The sequence below is a fragment of the Vibrio mytili genome, from assembly GCF_049563345.1.
GTDB classification, from domain to species: Bacteria; Pseudomonadota; Gammaproteobacteria; order Enterobacterales; family Vibrionaceae; genus Vibrio; species Vibrio mytili.
Genome location: NZ_CP110481.1, coordinates 2,218,573 through 2,238,463, shown reverse-complemented (window position 1 = coordinate 2,238,463; position 19,891 = coordinate 2,218,573). Strand labels below are relative to the sequence as shown.

16 protein-coding genes are annotated in these 19,891 nt (G+C 44.8%); 11 read left to right on the top strand and 5 right to left on the bottom strand.

Going from position 1 to position 19,891, the window contains the following annotated elements; translation table 11 throughout:
- Positions 1-63 precede the first annotated feature (63 nt).
- From ONE56_RS10255 to deoD, 7 genes are all read left to right on the top strand, one after another.
- A complete protein-coding gene (locus ONE56_RS10255; protein ID WP_041156159.1) occupies positions 64-246 on the top strand; it encodes a DUF5363 family protein in 183 nt (60 codons plus the stop codon).
- A complete protein-coding gene (locus tag ONE56_RS10250; RefSeq protein WP_331437820.1) occupies positions 233-1,006 on the top strand; it encodes a TatD family hydrolase in 774 nt (257 codons plus the stop codon). Before ONE56_RS10255 ends, ONE56_RS10250 begins: the two co-directional genes overlap by 14 nt.
- A 204-nt stretch (positions 1,007-1,210) precedes the next feature.
- Positions 1,211-2,494 carry a NupC/NupG family nucleoside CNT transporter gene (locus tag ONE56_RS10245; protein ID WP_041156142.1) on the top strand — a complete coding sequence of 428 codons (1,284 nt, stop codon included), beginning with the start codon at positions 1,211-1,213 and terminating at the stop codon, positions 2,492-2,494.
- A 572-nt stretch (positions 2,495-3,066) separates the two neighbouring features.
- Positions 3,067-3,843: a deoxyribose-phosphate aldolase gene (deoC, locus tag ONE56_RS10240; RefSeq protein WP_041156141.1), complete on the top strand. Its 777-nt coding sequence runs from the start codon at positions 3,067-3,069 to the stop codon at positions 3,841-3,843.
- Positions 3,844-3,951: 108 nt separating this feature from the next.
- The gene (gene deoA, locus ONE56_RS10235) at positions 3,952-5,280 is read left to right on the top strand and encodes a thymidine phosphorylase (protein WP_041156140.1); all 1,329 of its coding nucleotides are present in this window, start codon (positions 3,952-3,954) and stop codon (positions 5,278-5,280) included.
- Between the two features lie 98 nt (positions 5,281-5,378).
- On the top strand, positions 5,379-6,599 hold the full coding sequence (locus ONE56_RS10230; RefSeq protein ID WP_331437818.1) for a phosphopentomutase: 1,221 nt from the start codon (positions 5,379-5,381) through the stop codon (positions 6,597-6,599).
- A 144-nt stretch (positions 6,600-6,743) separates the two neighbouring features.
- Positions 6,744-7,463 (top strand): purine-nucleoside phosphorylase, encoded by a 720-nt coding sequence (deoD, locus tag ONE56_RS10225; RefSeq protein ID WP_041156138.1) that lies wholly within the window; start codon positions 6,744-6,746, stop codon positions 7,461-7,463.
- 148 nt (positions 7,464-7,611) lie between these two features.
- On the opposite strand, the gene ONE56_RS10220 is transcribed toward deoD, so the two are convergent.
- On the bottom strand, positions 7,612-8,217 hold the full coding sequence (locus ONE56_RS10220; RefSeq protein ID WP_041156137.1) for a YtjB family periplasmic protein: 606 nt from the start codon (positions 8,215-8,217) through the stop codon (positions 7,612-7,614).
- Between the two features lie 91 nt (positions 8,218-8,308).
- Here ONE56_RS10220 and serB point away from each other — a divergent pair, with 91 nt between their 5' ends.
- On the top strand, positions 8,309-9,289 hold the full coding sequence (gene serB, locus ONE56_RS10215; RefSeq protein ID WP_423839816.1) for a phosphoserine phosphatase: 981 nt from the start codon (positions 8,309-8,311) through the stop codon (positions 9,287-9,289).
- 119 nt (positions 9,290-9,408) lie between these two features.
- Here serB and ONE56_RS10210 read toward each other — a convergent pair whose 3' ends face one another.
- Positions 9,409-11,763, bottom strand: coding sequence for a PilZ domain-containing protein (locus ONE56_RS10210; protein WP_423839815.1), 2,355 nt, complete (start codon positions 11,761-11,763; stop codon positions 9,409-9,411).
- Positions 11,764-11,894: 131 nt separating this feature from the next.
- Here ONE56_RS10210 and radA point away from each other — a divergent pair, with 131 nt between their 5' ends.
- Positions 11,895-13,274 carry a DNA repair protein RadA gene (gene radA, locus ONE56_RS10205; protein WP_041156134.1) on the top strand — a complete coding sequence of 460 codons (1,380 nt, stop codon included), beginning with the start codon at positions 11,895-11,897 and terminating at the stop codon, positions 13,272-13,274.
- Between the two features lie 216 nt (positions 13,275-13,490).
- Positions 13,491-15,578 carry an elongation factor G gene (gene fusA, locus ONE56_RS10200; RefSeq protein ID WP_041156133.1) on the top strand — a complete coding sequence of 696 codons (2,088 nt, stop codon included), beginning with the start codon at positions 13,491-13,493 and terminating at the stop codon, positions 15,576-15,578.
- A gap of 82 nt (positions 15,579-15,660) precedes the next feature.
- Here fusA and ONE56_RS10195 read toward each other — a convergent pair whose 3' ends face one another.
- Positions 15,661-16,596, bottom strand: coding sequence for a LysR substrate-binding domain-containing protein (locus ONE56_RS10195; RefSeq protein ID WP_423839814.1), 936 nt, complete (start codon positions 16,594-16,596; stop codon positions 15,661-15,663).
- Between the two features lie 98 nt (positions 16,597-16,694).
- Between ONE56_RS10195 and ONE56_RS10190 the strand changes: the two genes are divergently transcribed.
- On the top strand, positions 16,695-16,904 hold the full coding sequence (locus tag ONE56_RS10190) for a DUF1127 domain-containing protein (protein ID WP_423839813.1): 210 nt from the start codon (positions 16,695-16,697) through the stop codon (positions 16,902-16,904).
- Positions 16,905-16,992: 88 nt separating this feature from the next.
- On the opposite strand, the gene ONE56_RS10185 is transcribed toward ONE56_RS10190, so the two are convergent.
- The gene (locus ONE56_RS10185) at positions 16,993-18,684 is read right to left on the bottom strand and encodes an AMP-binding protein (RefSeq protein ID WP_423840507.1); all 1,692 of its coding nucleotides are present in this window, start codon (positions 18,682-18,684) and stop codon (positions 16,993-16,995) included.
- Between the two features lie 199 nt (positions 18,685-18,883).
- Positions 18,884-19,639, bottom strand: coding sequence for a helix-turn-helix domain-containing protein (locus ONE56_RS10180; protein ID WP_423839812.1), 756 nt, complete (start codon positions 19,637-19,639; stop codon positions 18,884-18,886).
- Between the last annotated feature and the right edge of the window lie 252 nt (positions 19,640-19,891).

Here is a 19,891-nt window from a genome sequence, read left to right as displayed (position 1 = left end):
CTATACACTTAGCCAAGGGCGTTTTTATTTTTAATGATTGGCATCACACTGAGAGGGCAGCAGATGAATTGGTTTAAACGTGGGTTAAAACGTTACGACGACTGGTGTAAAGAAATGGGACTAACTCCAGATCAAAAGCGCAGTTGCGTGCCTTACCGAAAAGATCCAATCAATGGTGATGAAGGAGAGAATGCTGTGTCGAAACCTTCTCCAAGTGACCTGAAGAATAAGCATGAAGCTCTTTGATACCCACTGTCATTTTGACTTTGATGTGTTTCAAAAGGACTTTGCGCATCAGCAGCAGTTAGCAGCAAAGCAGGGGGTGTCGAGAATAATCATCCCTTCTGTTGGTCCACAAAACTGGTCTCGTATCCGGGAGTTAAGCCATCAATACTCAAGCCTGTATTTTGCGTTGGGGTTTCACCCCTACTTTTTGCAACCCGACTTTGAACAATCTTTACCTCAACTAGTGCAGTATTTAGAGCAAAGAAACCGTCAGTGTGTTGCCATTGGCGAGTGCGGTTTGGACTTTGCGATAGATGTGCCCGCAGAGCGACAAGAAAAAGCACTTAATATTCAGTTTGAACTCGCTCGCCGCTTTGATTTACCTGTCATTATTCACAGTCGTAAAGCGCATAACCGACTTATTCAATTGGTCAAGGTAGCCCATTTGCCAAGAGGCGGTGTGTTACATGCTTTTTCAGGGAGCTATCAGCAAGCGATGGAATGGATCAAATTAGGTTTTTTTATTGGTGTCGGAGGAACAATTACCTACCCTCGAGCGAATAAAACCCGCGACGCGGTTCAAAAATTACCAATAGACAAGCTCGTCATCGAAACTGACGCTCCAGATATGCCTATACTTGGCTATCAAGGGGAGCCAAACCATCCAGAGAAACTCATTCATGTGCTAAATGAATTGGCAATATTACGCAGCTGCAAAAAGCAATCGATTGCTTCTCAACTATGGATAAATAGCAATTTTGCTTTCTCTATATGTGAATAAAATCTAAAGATAGTGTTTGAAACTGAAATTACTCTCTTCGTTGTTGTGAGTTTTATCACAAAAGTCGGTGAATGAACCATGAATGTGATAGGAAAGTGTGAAGGTGGCATTACTTTAATTGTTGTGGCATGAGTATAATTGCCCCCGCTTTATAGCTCCATTTTGTTACACGCCAATTAATAACTTATAAGGAAGTCATAAACTATGAGCCTGTTTATGAGCCTAGTCGGTATGGTAGTGCTTCTTGCTATTGCATTTGCATTTTCATCTAACCGTAAAGCTATCAACTTAAGAACTGTGGGTGGTGCATTCGCTATCCAATTCGCATTAGGGGCATTTGTTCTTTATGTACCTTGGGGCCGTGATTTACTAAACGGTTTCTCTTCTGGTGTATCTAACGTTATCAACTACGGTAACGATGGTTCATCATTCCTGTTCGGTGGTCTTGTTTCTGACAAGATGTTCGAAGTCTTCGGTGGCGGTGGTTTCATCTTCGCATTCCGTGTTCTTCCTACACTGATCTTTTTCTCTGCTCTGATTTCAGTTCTATACTACATTGGCGTTATGCAGTGGGTTATCAAGATTCTTGGTGGTGCACTACAAAAAGCCCTTGGCACTTCTCGTGCGGAATCGATGTCAGCAGCGGCTAACATTTTCGTAGGTCAAACAGAGGCACCTCTAGTTGTTCGTCCATTCGTTCCAAAAATGACTCAATCAGAGCTATTTGCGGTAATGTGTGGTGGTTTAGCTTCTGTTGCTGGTGGTGTACTAGCTGGTTACGCATCTATGGGTGTTCCACTAGAGTACCTCGTTGCGGCATCATTCATGGCAGCACCAGGTGGTCTACTGTTCGCTAAAATCCTTCACCCTGAGACGGATCAGCCTCACGAAAGTATCGAAGAAGCGATGGACGGCGGCGACGACAAACCAGTTAACGTCATCGACGCAGCAGCGGGCGGTGCGGCTTCTGGTCTACAACTTGCACTTAACGTGGGTGCAATGCTAATCGCATTCGTTGGTCTAATCGCGCTAATCAACGGTATGCTAGGTGGCATCGGTGGTTGGTTCGGCATGCCTGAACTAACACTAGAGCTAATCCTAGGTTACGCATTCTCTCCACTAGCATTCCTAATCGGTGTTCCATGGGCAGAAGCGGTAACAGCTGGTTCATTCATCGGTCAGAAGATCGTGGTTAACGAATTTGTTGCTTACTTGAACTTCACTCCTTACATTGGTGACAATGCTCAAGTTATTGCAGCGACAGGTGAAGTGATGTCTGAGAAGACAACCGCAATCATCTCATTCGCACTGTGTGGTTTCGCGAACCTTTCTTCTATTGCGATTCTACTAGGTGGTCTGGGTAGCCTTGCGCCAAACCGTCGTAGCGACATCGCTCGCATGGGTGTGAAAGCAGTACTTGCTGGTACGTTGTCTAACCTTATGGCAGCGACAATTGCAGGCTTCTGCTTAAGCCTTGCAGCTCTGTAATTTAGTACGGGTTTTTAATATATAGACGCCGTTTTACATCATGCCCTGTAGCAAGAGATTGCTGCGGGGCATTTTTCGTTTTGGGGACCCTAAAATGAAGATGGCTTTCGGTGAACGGGTTTTTCTTAACATCACTCTGTTAACAAGAGCGCTTCACCAAAAGAGCGGATACTTAAAAATTTTGAGATACAAACCGTTTGCGCTCTATTTGGTGCTATAGTTTTGCGGTGAAACTCTATAATGTATTCATTACGTAATGAACATTACATTCGCAATGGGCAAATGAATTGCCCTGCAATATCAAGCTTCGTCGACATTTTGCGAACAAAGCTGATATAAAAACGACCGCAATCATAGATTGTTGTGCCATAGACCAAACGGGTACTGTGCGGTGACAAGGATAGCAATTGGCATAGAATATTTGCTGACTATGCCGAGTCTTCAAGGAACCAAGTCCGTTCATTAATAGACTGCCTTGCCATTTATTCACATTATTTCTACTTGTTGATTATAGTTAGAGAAGTAATGAGAGGCGAAGTAGTGATTTTTTTGAATATTGATCGGAGATAGAAATGAGCGATTTAAAAGCAGCAGCACTACGTGCACTTAAACTTATGGACCTAACTACGCTAAATGACGATGACACGAATGAAAAAGTCATCGCACTATGTCATGACGCGAAAACAGCGGTAGGCAACACAGCTGCAATCTGTATTTACCCTCGCTTTATTCCTATTGCTAAGAAGACACTTCGAGAGCAAGGTACACCAGACGTTCGTATCGCAACCGTGACTAACTTTCCTCACGGTAACGACGACATCGAAATCGCAGTTGCAGAGACAAAAGCGGCGGTCGCTTACGGTGCTGACGAAGTTGACGTCGTTTTCCCATACCGCGCACTGATGGCTGGTGACGAAAAAGTAGGCTTTGAACTAGTTAAGCAATGTAAAGCAGCATGTGGTGATATTCTTCTTAAAGTCATCATTGAAACCGGTGAACTAAAAGAAGAGGCACTGATCAAGAAAGCATCTCAAATCTGTATTGAAGCAGGTGCTGACTTCATCAAAACGTCAACGGGTAAAGTGCCGGTAAACGCAACGCCAGAATACGCACGTATGATGCTTGAAGTGATTCGTGACATGGGTGTTGCAGAAACGGTTGGTTTCAAACCAGCTGGTGGTGTGCGCACGGCTGAAGATGCAGCAGCATACTTAGCAATGGCGGACGAAATCCTAGGTGACAACTGGGTTGATGCTCGTCACTACCGTTTCGGTGCATCTAGCCTGCTAACCAATCTACTAAATACATTAGAAGTGACAGACGAAAAAGCTGACCCAACGGCTTACTAATTCCAATATTACGTCTGAATTGGTAGCACCAACCATAGTGCTACCAACCTTTGTCCTTATTTTTATCCTACTGTTACCACAGCTTATAAAAAAGCTTGGGAGGCACTAATGTATTTACCACAAGAAATCATTCGTAAAAAACGTGACGGTGAAGTACTTACCGCAGACGAAATCAACTTCTTCATTCAAGGTGTAGCAAATAATACCGTATCTGAAGGTCAGATCGCGGCGTTTGCTATGACTATATTCTTTAATGAAATGACTATGGATGAACGTATCGCCCTAACGTGTGCTATGCGTGATTCAGGCATGGTTATCGACTGGAGCCACATGAATTTCGGTGGTCCGATTGTAGATAAGCACTCAACAGGTGGCGTTGGCGACGTTACATCTCTCATGCTCGGTCCAATGGTGGCAGCATGCGGTGGGTTTGTGCCAATGATATCTGGTCGTGGTCTTGGTCATACGGGTGGTACGTTAGATAAGCTTGAGTCCATACCTGGCTACAACATTACGCCGAGCAATGATGTGTTTGGTCAAGTAACGAAAGACGCCGGTGTGGCGATCATCGGTCAAACGGGTGATCTGGCTCCAGCGGATAAGCGTGTTTACGCCACTCGCGATATTACCGCAACGGTAGACAACATCTCATTGATTACGGCCTCCATTTTATCGAAGAAATTGGCTGCGGGTCTGGAATCGCTAGTGATGGACGTAAAAGTCGGCTCTGGCGCATTTATGCCCACTTACGAAGCCTCAGAAGAGCTAGCAAAATCGATCGTCGCAGTCGCAAACGGCGCTGGCACCAAAACCACAGCGATCCTGACAGACATGAACCAAGTTCTGGCCTCTTCAGCCGGTAACGCGGTGGAAGTTCGTGAAGCGGTTCGTTTCCTAACGGGTGAATATCGTAACCCACGCCTTCTCGAAGTGACGATGGCATCTTGTGCAGAAATGCTGGTGCTAGGCAAGCTGGCAGAAAATACAGCAGATGCTCGTGCCAAACTGATGGAAGTGCTAGACAACGGTAAAGCTGCAGAGTGTTTCGGTAAGATGGTTGCTGGCCTAGGAGGTCCTGCAGACTTCGTAGAAAACTACGAAAACTACCTAGAAAAAGCAGACATTATCAAACCTGTATACGCAAATGACACCGGTATCGTTTCCGCTATGGATACGCGTGCTATTGGCATGGCTGTGGTTGCAATGGGTGGTGGTCGCCGTGTTGCTACCGATGAAATCGACTATGCAGTAGGGTTTGATGAGTTCATCCGCCTTGGTGAGGAGGCAAACAGCGATAAACCGCTTGCCGTTATCCACGCGCGCACTGAAGAGCAGTGGGAAGAAGCCGCTAAATCTCTGCGCAGTGCGATTAAAGTGGGTGGTGAATACACGCCAACGCCTGAAGTTTATCGCCAAATCCGTGCTGAAGACATTTAATCAATCGATCGTATTTCAGGATCTGGTTGGATATAAGCAATAAATTATGACATAAGGCCTGCCCCCCTAAAATGAGGGAGTGGACCGAAGGAACAGCAATGAAAAGAGCATTTATTTTAGTTTTAGATTCGTTTGGTATCGGTGCAACAGCGGACGCTGAGCAATTTGGTGATGTGGGTTCTGATACATTAGGTCACATTGCAGATCAGTGTGAAAAAGGTTTAGCAGATAACGATCAACGCCAAGGCGCACTTCGCCTGCCAAACTTATCTAAATTAGGTTTGGCGATGGCGCATAAAGAATCAACAGGTCGCTTTGCTCCGGGTTTGGATACCAGTGCCGAAATTATTGGTGCGTACGGTCATGCCGCTGAGCTTTCTTCAGGTAAAGACACTCCATCTGGTCACTGGGAAATCGCAGGTGTCCCAGTTCTGTTTGATTGGGGTTACTTTAGTGACAAAGCAAATAGCTTTCCGAAAGCGTTGACGGACCGTATTCTCGAGCGTGCAGGTCTGGACGGTTTCCTTGGGAACTGCCACGCATCAGGTACACAGGTGCTGGACGACTTAGGTGAAGAACACATGAAGACGGGTTTACCTATCTTCTATACTTCGGCGGACTCCGTGTTCCAAATCGCATGTCATGAAGAGACATTTGGTCTAGATCGCTTACTCGAACTTTGCCAAATCGCTCGTGAAGAGCTAGAAGATTACAACATCGGCCGTGTCATCGCGCGCCCATTTATTGGTCCGGGTAAAGGTCAGTTTGAGCGCACTGGCAATCGTCGTGATCTCTCGGTTGAACCACCATCAGCAACCGTTTTGCAGAAACTTGCCGACGAGAAACAAGGCAATGTCGTTTCTATCGGTAAGATTGCGGATATCTACGCAAACTGCGGCATCACGAAGAAAGTGAAGGCAACTGGCATTCCAGCTCTATTTGAAGCGACGCTTGAGCAGATTAAAGAAGCGGGTGATAACACCATCGTCTTTACTAACTTTGTCGACTTCGATTCTGCTTACGGTCACCGACGCGACGTTGCGGGATACGCCGCTGCGCTAGAGTACTTTGATGGTCGCATCAATGAAGTGCTTGAACTCATGCAAGAAGATGATGTACTGATCCTGACCGCAGACCACGGTTGTGATCCTACATGGCCTGGTACCGATCACACCCGCGAGCACATTCCAGTATTGGTTTATGGACCAAAAGTACCTGCTGGTTCTTTAGGCCGTCGTGATACGTTCGCGGATATTGGTCAAACATTAGCGAGCCACTTTGGGACCTCGCCAATGGATTACGGAAAGAATTTTCTATAATCAATAGATGATTAAAATAACAAAACTAGGGGCGTATTTTGCTCCTAGTTTTCTATTTAGCTTTAAATCGCTGTCGGAAACGAGAAAACTCTGGGCTTTATTCGTGGAGTGCTAGAGATAAAAGAAAATAGTAAGGAAAACATTATGGCTACTCCTCATATTAACGCCGAAATGGGTGCATTCGCAGACGTCGTACTAATGCCTGGTGATCCACTGCGTGCAAAGTACATCGCAGAAACCTTCCTTGAAGATGTGGTTCAAGTGTGTGACGTACGTAATATGTTCGGTTACACCGGTACATACAAAGGTCGCAAGATTTCGGTAATGGGGCACGGTATGGGTATTCCTTCTTGCTCTATTTATGTGACTGAACTGATCAAAGACTTTGGTGTGAAGAAAGTGATTCGTGTCGGCAGTTGTGGTGCCGTCAACGAAGACATTAAAGTGCGCGACGTCGTGATCGGTATGGGCGCGTGTACGGACTCGAAAGTCAACCGCATTCGTTTCAAAGATCATGACTTTGCAGCTATCGCGGACTATAAAATGGTCCGTGCCGCAGAAGAAGCGGCAAAAGCGCGCGGTATCGACGTCAAAGTGGGTAACCTATTCTCGGCAGAACTGTTTTACACGCCGGATCCTGAGATGTTTGACGTGATGGACAAATACGGCATCGTCGGTGTAGAAATGGAAGCGGCTGGCATTTATGGCGTGGCGGCGGAATACGGTGCAAAGGCATTAACCATTTGTACGGTTTCAGACCACATCAAAACCGGTGAACAAACCACGTCTGACGAGCGTCAAACTACCTTTAATGACATGATGTTGATTGCGTTAGACTCTGTTCTTTTAGGGGATAAAGAGTAGTCTTCTTCTCAATTAACTCCAGAGTATCAAAACGGCCCGCAATTGCGGGCCGTTTTATTGTGAACACGTATTACTTTAACGTGTGCTGGTTATAGCATGAAACAGTTTGAACGAACGACTTTAACCTTAATGAGCGATGGTTTTCGCGTTACTTCGTCAGCAGCAGATTTTCTGCTTTCTTGCGCCGAATCGGTTGTCTGCGCAAGATCATAATAAACAGCATGCCACAGGCAAAGCTCATCAATACCATCATGTACATGTAGCGATCGCTTTTACGATAATGGTGGTCCGAAATAGCCGTCACGCGCCCAGTTTCAAAGGTCACGCGAACAAAACCGATCACGGCGCCATCAGCAAAAACTGGTTCGACTAACTGTTGTCGACCAATAGAGGCTGTCGCCAGTGGTGTATCTAACCCTAGCACTTCTCGTACCGATAACGCCTCTTCGCTGGACGCTAAACGAATGCCTTCAGCGTCATAAATCGTCGCATCGAATACTAATCGGTCTTGCGCCAACTGATTAGTTAGCTTTAATAGCCGCTCTTGATCTTTGGTTAAGATCATTTCGCTCGCAGACAACGATGCCTGAGAAATCAAAACTTTGGTGAGTGTTTCAAGCTGTTGAGCTTGAATTTTCTCATTGCCTTTACTGATCACCACGCTATTTTTAATGGTCATGAATAACATCACGCACACTAATATCAGCGCTAAAATTCTTAAGGCATTTCTCACAGAGAACAAGGATTCACTCATGCTCTTTACTCATCCATTGAAAATAAAACAAAGACTTGCCTTTTTAGCGTGTTGAGGTAACGTTTTAGCAAAGTCATAAAGGATTATATACATGGACGCGTCAAAAAGCTTGCCTATCAGAAAACATACAACACTTTTAAAGCGACTTCCCGAAACTCGGTTTGCTTCTCAATTGGATAAAGCCAAAGCAAATTGGATTATTTTTGCGCAATACCTTTCACCAAAGCATTTTGAAGATATCGACTTCTATACCGGTTTCTATAACCCCGTTCAGGATACTTGGAAGGTCGGGGAATACGAAGTTGCCTTAATGGCTGGGGAACTGACTCCAGAGCATGAAACCATTTTAAACAGCCTTAATTTAGATTACGCCTCACTGAATGAGGTACCAGATTTATCCGCACCAGGGCTTATCGTATTTGACATGGACTCAACCGCAATAGAAATTGAATGTATTGATGAAATCGCCAAACTTGCGGGAGTGGGTGAAGAGGTTGCTGAAGTCACTGAACGTGCAATGCAAGGTGAACTCGATTTTGAGCAGAGCCTTCGTCAGCGTGTTGGCAAATTAAAAGGCGCGGATGAAGCCATTCTAGAGCAAGTACGCAGTCAACTACCCTTCATGCAAGATTTTGAAGCTCTCATTAACACACTGAAAGCACTGGGCTGGAAAACCGCGATCGCCTCGGGTGGTTTTACCTACTTCTCGGATTACATTAAAGAAAAAGTAGGATTAGATTTTGCTCACTCTAATCAGTTGGAAATCATTGATGGAAAACTGACCGGGAAAGTATTGGGTGATGTGGTAAACGCACAAGTGAAGTCTGACATTCTGGTCGAATTAGCGGACGAATATGAAATCGAACAACATAATACGGTTGCTGTCGGTGACGGTGCCAATGACCTAGTGATGATGTCGGTGGCTGGATTGGGTATCGCGTACCATGCGAAACCTAAAGTGGAAGCACAAGCTCAATCCGCTGTGCGCTATGCCGGTTTAGGCGGGGTACTGTGCATCTTATCGGGTTCACTGGTTAAACAGCAAAAAATCAGTTGGAAGTCGAAACCGTAACAGTTGAGCCTGTTTTTTGGCTCAAGCTTTCCACGACTTGTAGGACTTTACAATAAATACAGATCCAAAAAACACCGCAAATTACAGCGGTGTTTTTTGGTTTCGGCTGACGATTAAGATTATTCCGTTAACTCGAGCCGGACGATCACTTCTTCGGTGATGTCTTTAAGCTCACAATAGCCGACCAATGAGGTGAGCTCTTTTTCCAGTTTCCGGGCTTGGTGTACACTCAAGAGAGTTAACTCACTGAGTTCTTTTTCTAACAGGGAAGTCATCGGATCAAAAATCGGTGCTGTCGAGATACGAAGTACGTATACATCCCCTTTCATTCGCGCCTGCTTAATAAAATGAATTCGTTCTTTCGCATTGGCAAAGTCTTGATGTAAATGAGCGTTAAACGCCGTAATTTTGCTGCCGACTTTAGCCGTGCTTATATAAAGATCGTGATACTTAACGGTTGCTCCTTCGACTCGCTTGATCGCTTCGGCAATTAACGTGTTTGTTCTTCCTTTAAAAATAGGCTCAAGAGCAAACGATTTATCGTGTCCTAAGCGGGCGAACAACTCAACGTACTTGGGTAACGGCATATTCACGCCGATTACTGGGGTTGATAACGATGAAGTAGAGCCTGCACTTTTACTAATAAACACTGGCGCACTTAGCGTTCTTGATAGCAACACACTGTGCAACCTTTCTAGCAGATCGTTGCTCGGTAGTACTTCTTGCTGTTGAATCAGTTTGTCTTGGTTGTGCTCGATAATACTGCTGAAAAATGCGATGACTCGCAGCAGTTTACTGCTTTCATCCATCTTCAGTTGAACGCTACGACCATTGGGACTGACTCTCACAACTCGATAAGGTACTGCAGAGAGTGGCAGCTTTTTATCGTACAGCTGTAGTTCACGAAAATGAATCTGTACCTGTTGCCCGGAGCGCAGCAAAGTCGGTTCATCTAGTCGGATACCAAGTCCATGTTTAGAAATATCAGCGGTAAATCCTGCAGTTTTTGTCTGCCCTGTATTGAGTTCTAAAGGGGTTTTAAAGCGATAACGCGGCTCTTTGCGTCGAGATTTAGCATCAAAATAAATGCCCTTTGGGTTGCCAATGATTTTTCTAGGGTGACGGAAGGTGTTAATCGCGTTGGCGGCGAGACGAGGCTTTTCGGACAGGAGGTAATCTTGTCCAGATTGCTCATCAGCAATCTCTTGCAGAAATCCCACGTGGGTAAGCGAGTGTGATTGTTCAGCCAGTTCCGACGAGAAGGAAGCCAAGTCGGCTTTTTCTTGCCCTGATAACTCGAAAATAGAGATGCGGAACACTCGCCAGCTTTTACGCTTTGCTCCAATATGCCAAAACAACTTGCGTTGCTCACGGCTGGCCTCGGGTCTTAGCATCGAATAAAAATAGGTTTTCTGCTCATGCTCATGAGTAAAGGAGTAGAGCACGTTGCTTGTCCCCGTCACGCCTGGCGCGATCAGTGAGTTAATTCGTTGTTTATGCAATAAAGAGCCAAACACTTGCTGATTACGTTCATCATGCCAGTACTGCCAAACCTGCTGGTTATTGGGCGTCAACATGGCGAGTTTGAGCTCACTGCCTTCAAAGAATAAGGGCAGGGTGCTGGTATGCTTTAATGCGATATGCTCATAGCCGTGTGTTCGCGCGCTAAGGATCTTGTCTTGATTGTCGTGTTGTGTACGTTTGGTACTGTTATTCAATGCTTCATCGATGATTTGGCTGATGATATTGGTTTCGCTAACACGAATGGTTCTTAGATATAAAATGGCATCATTCTCGTAACAGTCATCGACGGCTAACACTCGGTAGGCGAGTGGTTTTTCGATACCTGGGAGTTCCGAATTGCTGGAAAACTCGGTAAATGTCACTTGGATGACTTCTCCCAGGCTGTACTTGAAGGCGCTTGGTACTTTAAATTTTGCTCCAGAATTAGACAGATCGATGCTAACGCCATGTAATAGTTGACCTTTGGATAGGCATATTTCAACTTGCGACTGAAGTTTTAAGCGCTTTTCTTGACGTTTTAAATCGTAACCAAAGTGAATCGGCTCAGCCAGAAAAGGGCTTTTAGGATCGGTTAACGGTGCGGTGGTGTCTTGCGACGTATTTTGCCCCATGACTCGGAAGTTATTGCGAGTGTTGTTTAAGGCTTCCCACATGCCTTCGGTATAGCCACCAAATTTTTTGATGTTCTTATGGTAGGCATTAAATGCAACATCATCTAACCAGTGTGGAATGTCATCTAAGATGTATTTTCTGCACTCACCCTGAACGCGACCTCTTAAATCAATGCTCTTACTGCATGGAGCCATCAGACGGTTTAGCTCAATCTTAACTAGGATTTTTACCGACGGCGCTTCTTCCTCTGTCAACTGACCTAGGACAAAATCAAAGTCTTGCGATCCATAAACGGGAATAAGTCGTTTTGCGAGAGAGAGTATTTCAGATTGCTGCATTATTTCTGTTAGAGTATGTCGTTATTTTATGGTTATCGGCCTAGCAGATTATAACTTAAGTCCATCGGGGTCTAGTGATAGGCTTGGTCACATTTGTCGAAAATATCGGATATTGAATTCATCGAGGCATCATGGCGAAAGCAAAACGAGCGTATGTTTGTAATGATTGTGGCGCGGACTTCCCACGTTGGCAGGGACAATGTAATGCGTGTGGCGCTTGGAATACCATTACTGAAGTGCGAATTGCAGCATCACCCACGGTGGCTCGCAATGAACGTTTGACCGGATATGCTGGGTCAGCCACAGAAGCGCAAGTACAAACGCTGTCAGAAATTGACTTACAAGAAGTGCCACGTTTTACCAGCGGCTTTAAAGAGCTGGATCGCGTACTCGGTGGTGGTGTAGTACCGGGTGCCGCTATTCTCATTGGCGGTAGCCCAGGCGCTGGTAAATCGACATTGCTTTTGCAAACGATGTGCAGTTTATCGGCACAAATGCCCACGCTCTATGTGACAGGCGAGGAGTCTTTGCAGCAGGTCGCGATGCGCGCGTCTCGGTTAGGTTTGCCAAAAGATCATTTAAAAATGTTATCTGAGACAAATGTCGACAAAATTTGCCAAATCGCAGAGAAAGAGCAACCGCGCATTATGGTGATTGACTCAATCCAGGTCATGCATGTATCAGATGTGCAATCGTCACCCGGTAGCGTAGCGCAGGTACGAGAGTCGGCCACGGCACTGACACGTTACGCCAAACAAAACAATGTGGCGGTATTCATTGTCGGTCACGTCACCAAAGATGGCACACTGGCTGGTCCGAAAGTGCTTGAGCATATTATCGATTGTTCTGTGTTATTGGATGGCGGTACGGATAGCCGCTTCAGAACATTACGCAGTCATAAAAACCGCTTTGGCGCGGTGAATGAACTTGGTGTGTTTGCCATGACCGGACAGGGGTTAAAAGAGGTGAGTAACCCGTCGGCGATTTTCCTTTCGCGAGGCGAAGAAGAAACCTCAGGCTCATCCGTGATGGTCGTTTGGGAAGGCACGCGTCCGTTGCTGGTCGAAATTCAAGCGCTGGTGGATTATTCTCAATTGGCAAACCCACGCCGCGTAGCAGTGGGGCTGGAGCAAAACCGCCTTTCCTTATTATTAGCTGTGCTGCATAAGCATGGTGGTTTACAAATGGCGGACCAAGATGTCTTTGTCAATGTCGTCGGTGGTGTTAAAGTAACCGAAACCAGTGCGGACCTTGCCTTAGTCATGGCGCTATTATCCAGTTTCCGTGATCGTCCGTTACCCAAAGATGTCGTGATCTTCGGTGAAGTTGGTTTGGCGGGTGAAATTCGTCCGGTACCAAGTGGACAAGAACGTTTGAACGAAGCCTTTAAGCACGGCTTTAAAAAAGCGATCGTTCCAGCAGCGAATATGCCGAAAGGTGGTATTGCTGGTATGCAAGTTCACGGAGTCAAAAAACTATCAGAGGCAATTGAAGCCTTCGATGAGTTATGAGGTTCTCATATTCGAGATAACCGTATCTAAATTGTTCGCTTTTTAGTGAGTGAACAAGATCGAATAAAGTACATAAATTGTGGTATTCAGCTATCCTTTGGGAACGGAATATTTACGATTTAATTTTTTTCTTTCCATCTGCACGCAAGGGTATCAGTCTTGACAGATTGTGTTATACTCTGCGCGCAATTTATACCTTATAAACAGAGTAAGACAATGGCAGATTTATCAAAGTACAGAAACATTGGTATTTTCGCGCACGTTGATGCGGGTAAAACTACCACCACTGAGCGTATTCTAAAGCTTACTGGTAAAATCCACAAAACTGGTGAAGTACATGACGGTGAGTCTACAACTGACTTCATGGAACAGGAAGCTGAGCGCGGTATCACTATCCAATCAGCAGCGGTAACTTGTGAATGGAACGGTCACCGCCTAAACGTTATCGATACTCCGGGACACGTTGACTTTACTGTAGAAGTATACCGTTCACTTAAAGTACTAGATGGTGGTATCGGTGTATTCTGTGGTTCTGGTGGTGTTGAACCTCAGTCAGAGACTAACTGGCGTTACGCGAACGAATCAGAAGTATCTCGTCTGATCTTCGTTAACAAACTAGACCGTATGGGTGCAGACTTCTACAACGTTGTTGACCAAGTTAAGAACGTACTAGCGGCAAACCCACTAGTTATGGTTCTTCCAATCGGTCGTGAAGATGACTTCGTTGGTGTTGTTGATCTGCTATCTCGTAAAGCATACGTATGGGATGACACAGGTCTTCCAGAAAACTACGAAGTACTAGACGTTCCAGCTGACATGGTTGATGACGTTGAAGCTTACCGTGAAGAGCTAATCGAAACTGCAGTTGAGCAAGACGATGATCTAATGGAAGCTTACATGGAAGGTGAAGAGCCTTCTATCGAAGACCTAAAACGTTGTATCCGTAAAGGTACTCGTGACCTAGCGTTCTTCCCAACTTTCTGTGGTTCTGCGTTCAAGAACAAAGGTGTTCAGTTGGTACTAGACGCGGTTGTTGATTACCTACCATCACCAACTGAAGTTGATCCACAAGACCTAACTGATCCTGAAACTGGTGAACCAACTGGTGAAAAAGCGATCGTATCTGCAGACGAGCCACTACGTGCGCTAGCATTTAAGATCATGGATGACCGCTTCGGCGCGCTAACTTTCATCCGTATCTACTCTGGTGTGATGAAGAAAGGCGACACAGTACTTAACTCTGCGACAGGTAAAACTGAGCGTATCGGCCGTATGTGTGAAATGCAAGCAGACGACCGTAACGAGATCACTGAAGCGCAAGCGGGTGACATCATCGCTGTTGTTGGTATGAAGAACGTTCAAACTGGTCACACTCTATGTGATCCTAAGCACGAATGTACTCTAGAACCAATGATCTTCCCAGAACCAGTAATCTCTATTGCTGTATCTCCAAAAGATAAAGGTTCAACTGAGAAAATGGGTATCGCGATCGGTAAAATGGTTGCAGAAGATCCATCATTCCAAGTTGAGACTGACGAAGATTCAGGCGAAACTATCCTGAAAGGTATGGGTGAACTTCACCTAGACATCAAGGTAGACATCCTTAAGCGTACTTACGGCGTTGAGCTAGAAGTAGGTGCTCCACAGGTAGCTTACCGTGAAACTATCACTCAACCAGTTGAAGATAGCTACACGCACAAGAAGCAGTCTGGTGGTTCTGGTCAGTTCGGTAAGATCGACTACCGTATCAAACCAGGTGAGCTAAACTCTGGCTTTACGTTCAAATCAACAGTTGTTGGTGGTAACGTACCTAAAGAATTCTGGCCTGCAGTAGAGAAAGGCTTCGCGAGCATGATGAACGAAGGTGTTCTAGCTGGCTTCCCAACTCTAGACGTAGAAGTTGAACTGTTCGACGGTGGTTTCCACGCAGTAGACTCTTCAGCAATCGCTTACGAAATCGCAGCGAAAGGTGCATTCCGTCAGTCTATGCCTAAAGCAGGTCCACAGCTTCTTGAGCCTATCATGCACGTTGACGTATTCTCTCCAGAAGATAACGTTGGTGATGTAATCGGTGACCTTAACCGTCGTCGTGGTATGATCAAAGACCAACAAGCTGGCGCGACTGGTGTTCGTATTAAAGCAGACGTTCCTCTATCAGAAATGTTTGGCTACATCGGTCACCTACGTACTATCACTTCTGGTCGTGGTCAGTTCTCTATGGAGTTCGCACACTACGCACCTTGTCCAGCAAACGTTGCTGAGCAAGTAATCGCAGAAGTTAAAGAGCGTAACGCTAAGAAGTAATTCTTAAGTTAACTCTATGATTTCAAAGCCCCGCCAAGTGCGGGGCTTTTTGTTTTTACGATGCTAAACTTCGTTATCCTGTTCAAGTCCATCGGTCTGTTAGCTCGATAGTGTTAAAGTCGCGATTAACGGACTTTTCAAACTTTTCGATCTCTTCTTTCAACCATTTTGCAAACAGTTGTGCTTTGGGGCGTTGTAGATAGCCTTTGGGTGCACATAAATAATAAGCAAATTTAGGTTTGATGGCGATATCACCAATACGAACCAACTTTCCAGTTTGAAAATACTGATATGCTAAACTGTGCTTAACAAGAGCTACACCTTGCAGTGATATCGCAGCCTCAAGCACAAGGTGGGAGCCGCTGTATTTTAGTGCTGGTTTGGCCGCTCGTTGTCCAACTCTTTCTAACCACATATTCCAATCGAGGTCGGGCCAAAGATCTTCGATAAGTTCTGACCTACTTAAATCTTCAATGGTATAGATGCCGTGTTCTTGCTGATAAACGGGATGACAAGCAGGGTAAAAGGCTTCATCCATCAACCATTGCGATTCTATATTTGGGTAGTTTCCCAAACCGTAACGAACACATAAATCTATCTGACTATCCTGAAAAGATACTAGCTCGTTAGTCGGTTCCAATAGTAGCGACAATTCTGGATGACGCTGTCTAAAGGCGGTGATTTTGGGTACCAGCCAGTGGTGAGCAAAGGAAGGCAGAGTTGAGATAGAAAGCTGGTTTGGGTTGGGGTCTTGATTAACTAGACGAACGCCTTGCCGCAAATGGCTAAAGCCTATCTCTGCTTGGTTATATAGCAGTTCCCCCTCTGGCGTTAGAACAACTTTCCTATGTTGACGAACAAACAGGTCGGTTCCTAAAAACTCCTCTAACTGACGTATCTGTTGGCTAATCGCTGCTGGAGTAACAAACAGATTCTCGGCGGCGGTTTTAAAACTTTGTTCGCGTGCGGCAATAAAAAAGTAGTACAAGCCTTGCAGTGGTGGCATTCGATCTTTCACATTAGTTTTCCTTAACTCAATGGCAGATTCTATCGTTTGAGGATATCAGGGTAGTCGCTGATTATTAAGTGGTCAACAAAACATAAGGAGCCGAAGAGATGGAAAGCCTTACACGAACTTGCGATCAAAGCTTGTTAACGACGCAACAAAGCTGGGTTCAGTTAACTATATCTAAACTTGTTCTATGGAGAAGGAATCATCGAACTCGTCGTCACTTAAGTGAGATACCGGAGCATCTATGGGATGACATTGGGGTAGAAAAGCAACAGGTACTTAAAGAGATTGGAAAACCATTTTGGAGAGAATAGTTTGAATGAAAAAAGACAAACACTCCTCAAATGTTATTGAGGAGTGTTTGGTTTTAATCACAGTAACTTGCTACGATCGGTATAGCGATTACAAATCTTCTTCCCAAAGAACAAGTTCACCTTTAGGCCAATTGTGACCGATCTCGTGATACTTTTGCTCCAACACATGGCGTTTGATCTTTAACGTTGGCGTGAGAATGCCATTCTCAATGCTCCACGGCTCTTTGATCATCAACACCCCTTTAATTTGCTCATGAGACGCCAGCTCTTGGTTCATTCGTTCAATCACTTTTTTGGTCGAGCGAGCATAGCGCTGTTTATCGAAATTAGGGAAGTCATGCGGAACCACAAGTAGAATCGGTGCAGGTAAGCCCAATCCAATCAGACACATCATTTCCACGCGGCTATATTCGAACAGCTTTTTCTCAATCGGAACAGGGGAAACGAACTTGCCTTTGGCGGTTTTGAAGTTGTCTTTTTTACGACCTTGTATCGTCAAGTATCCGTCATTATCAATCGCGCCGATGTCCCCAGTGTGCAGCCAGCCTTCTTTATCAAACGACTCCTGAGTGGCTATGTCATTTTTATAATAACCGGAGAATAAGCCTTTACTGCGTACCATGATTTCCGCATCGCTCGCGATCTTGAGCTCAATCCCCGGGCCTGCATTCCCCACACTGCCGATCTTATCCGCGCGGAACGGATAATTCAGTGTGCTGTAAGCAAATGATTCAGTCATGCCCCATGCTTCTGTGATGTTCAGACCGATAGAGTGATACCACTTGAGCAGTGCTGGAGATACAGGGGCGGAGCCACAGCCCAGTACTCGCGCTTGATCTAATCCCAAGCCGTCCGCGAGCTTTTTCTTAATCAACGAGTTCACGAATGGAATTTTCAATAAAATGTTTAATGTTTTTTGCGGAAGCTTGTCTTGAATCCGTTGTTGGAATAGCGTCCAGAGTCTTGGAACTGAGATAAACAAGGTAGGACGCTGCATTTTGACATCTTCAATAAAGGTATCGAGTGACTCAGGGAAAGCGGTTGGGACACCCCCCATGATGGAAGATCCAAAGATATACACCCGTTCGGTAATATGCGCCAATGGTAAGTAAGAAAACAGTCGGTCATTTTCTTGTATGCCAATATGATTGATCAACTGCTGTGCCGACCAAGAGAACGCGCCGTAGGTCAACATCGCGCCTTTTGGTAAACCGGACGTTCCCGATGTATACACCAAGGACATCAACTTATCGTCGTAATGTTGTGGGCGTTCTTCACTTGGCTCGGCATCATCAATGAGTTGTTTGAACTGATATTGACAGTGTGGCGCTGTATCGTAAGGCAATGAAATACTGATAAGGTCTGCGATACTATCAATCACCTGCTGTGTTGCAGTAGGGTCATCCAGCTTACCACCAATGACCGCTTTACTCTCACTATGGGTGATGCAGTATTCGATGGTGTCTGCGCCAGCGGTAGGGAAAATTGGCACACTGACGTAATCACCCAGCATCATTGCTAAATCGCAGATAAACCATTCTGCACAGTTTTTGGATACTAGTGCGACTTTATCACCAGGTTGAATACCAAGCTTGCGCAGTGCGCTAACCAGACGAAGCGCCTGATCCGCCACGTCGGCATAGGTGTATTCGACAAACTGTCGGTTGATGATTTGCTTTAGATAAACCTCATTCGGGCGTTCTTGTGCCCATTTGAGAATCATTTCATTTGGTGGTGGGAGAGCGCAAGCAGCCGCGCTGTTAGATTTTGGCTGACTCATCATCTGTGACTCCATGTCATCTCGTTAACTGTTATTTGAATTTATAGTTGTTAATGTAATGTTAACTTTAGCATGATAAGCCACAAGTGGTGAATCTCTTGTGGCGAAAACTGTGGCAACGGTAACGTTAGTTTTGGTACGTTACCGTTGGTTTGACGAGCGCGAAAAAGGTGTTCATAAAAAGATAAATAGGCGCAAATCAAAACTGTTGACGATAACTGGCAGGAGACAGTCCGGTTTTCTTTTTAAATATTCTCGAGAAATAAGACACATCATGATAACCACATTGATAAGCAATATAAGCAATCTTTGTCGAATCATCTTCAGTAAGCATTTGTTTCGCCAATGAAATACGCTTAGTGGTAATATAATCACGAAAACACATGCCCACTTTTTTATGGAATACTCGCGAGAAATACGTCGGGGAATAGTGACACATTGCCGCGGCATCTTCTTCGCGAACATCCTTATCAATATTATTCATAATATAATTAATCACTTGGGATATATCTTCTTCACCTTTTGTAATCGATATTTCACCACTGTTTATTTTGTTGGATAAGAAATATTTTAGTTTGACCTGAGAAAGCCAGTTATTGATAGTGCTTTGATTTAAAGGGTAATATTCTGCAGTAACATGCTGGGGAGGCAAACACACGTCAGTACTCATCTCAGTATGAGTTTCGGTACTAGCCTCAATATGAGTGTCCGCTTGAGGGTGCACCACAATTAGGCGTTTATCTAGGTTCTCACATAAGGTAACGACACCTTTCAACAGTCCATTGTGATCGTGCGTTTGGTAATAAAAAAAATAGCTCGACTCTTTATCACTCAATATTGAAATGTCGTCACTGTAGTCCTGCAAAGAAAAATATTTTTTAAATTCAGTACGATATTTATCGGGCAGCGACTGCAGCGATTCCCCAATCCAATACGCTTTGGTTTGATTATCCATAAAAACCCACTTAGCGAATAAAAGAATAGTTTGTGTCTAATTCGGACAGAGTTTTAGTTATGTATTAAACGACTCGCTGTGTATTACACAGCAATACTGAATAATTCTCAGTCCTTGAGAATTTCTCTCATCTTTTCGTTTTAGTTTTGTTCTCTAATCCTAGTATGAAAAGTAACCCTTTAGTCTTGGTTATGAAAGTTATTCATGTAAATGTGATAGATACATCACTCTTTTGAATGCATGTCTCATTTT

Bases quoted from the DNA above. Each gene is read 5' to 3' on its own strand.
- ONE56_RS10255 (WP_041156159.1), top strand. From the start codon at position 64: ATGAATTGGTTTAAACGTGGGTTAAAACGTTACGACGACTGGTGTAAA.
- ONE56_RS10250 (WP_331437820.1), top strand. From the start codon at position 233: ATGAAGCTCTTTGATACCCACTGTCATTTTGACTTTGATGTGTTTCAA.
- ONE56_RS10245 (WP_041156142.1), top strand. From the start codon at position 1,211: ATGAGCCTGTTTATGAGCCTAGTCGGTATGGTAGTGCTTCTTGCTATT.
- deoC (WP_041156141.1), top strand. From the start codon at position 3,067: ATGAGCGATTTAAAAGCAGCAGCACTACGTGCACTTAAACTTATGGAC.
- deoA (WP_041156140.1), top strand. From the start codon at position 3,952: ATGTATTTACCACAAGAAATCATTCGTAAAAAACGTGACGGTGAAGTA.
- ONE56_RS10230 (WP_331437818.1), top strand. From the start codon at position 5,379: ATGAAAAGAGCATTTATTTTAGTTTTAGATTCGTTTGGTATCGGTGCA.
- deoD (WP_041156138.1), top strand. From the start codon at position 6,744: ATGGCTACTCCTCATATTAACGCCGAAATGGGTGCATTCGCAGACGTC.
- ONE56_RS10220 (WP_041156137.1), bottom strand. From the start codon at position 8,217: ATGAGTGAATCCTTGTTCTCTGTGAGAAATGCCTTAAGAATTTTAGCG.
- serB (WP_423839816.1), top strand. From the start codon at position 8,309: ATGGACGCGTCAAAAAGCTTGCCTATCAGAAAACATACAACACTTTTA.
- ONE56_RS10210 (WP_423839815.1), bottom strand. From the start codon at position 11,763: ATGCAGCAATCTGAAATACTCTCTCTCGCAAAACGACTTATTCCCGTT.
- radA (WP_041156134.1), top strand. From the start codon at position 11,895: ATGGCGAAAGCAAAACGAGCGTATGTTTGTAATGATTGTGGCGCGGAC.
- fusA (WP_041156133.1), top strand. From the start codon at position 13,491: ATGGCAGATTTATCAAAGTACAGAAACATTGGTATTTTCGCGCACGTT.
- ONE56_RS10190 (WP_423839813.1), top strand. From the start codon at position 16,695: ATGGAAAGCCTTACACGAACTTGCGATCAAAGCTTGTTAACGACGCAA.
- ONE56_RS10185 (WP_423840507.1), bottom strand. From the start codon at position 18,684: ATGAGTCAGCCAAAATCTAACAGCGCGGCTGCTTGCGCTCTCCCACCA.
- ONE56_RS10180 (WP_423839812.1), bottom strand. From the start codon at position 19,639: ATGGATAATCAAACCAAAGCGTATTGGATTGGGGAATCGCTGCAGTCG.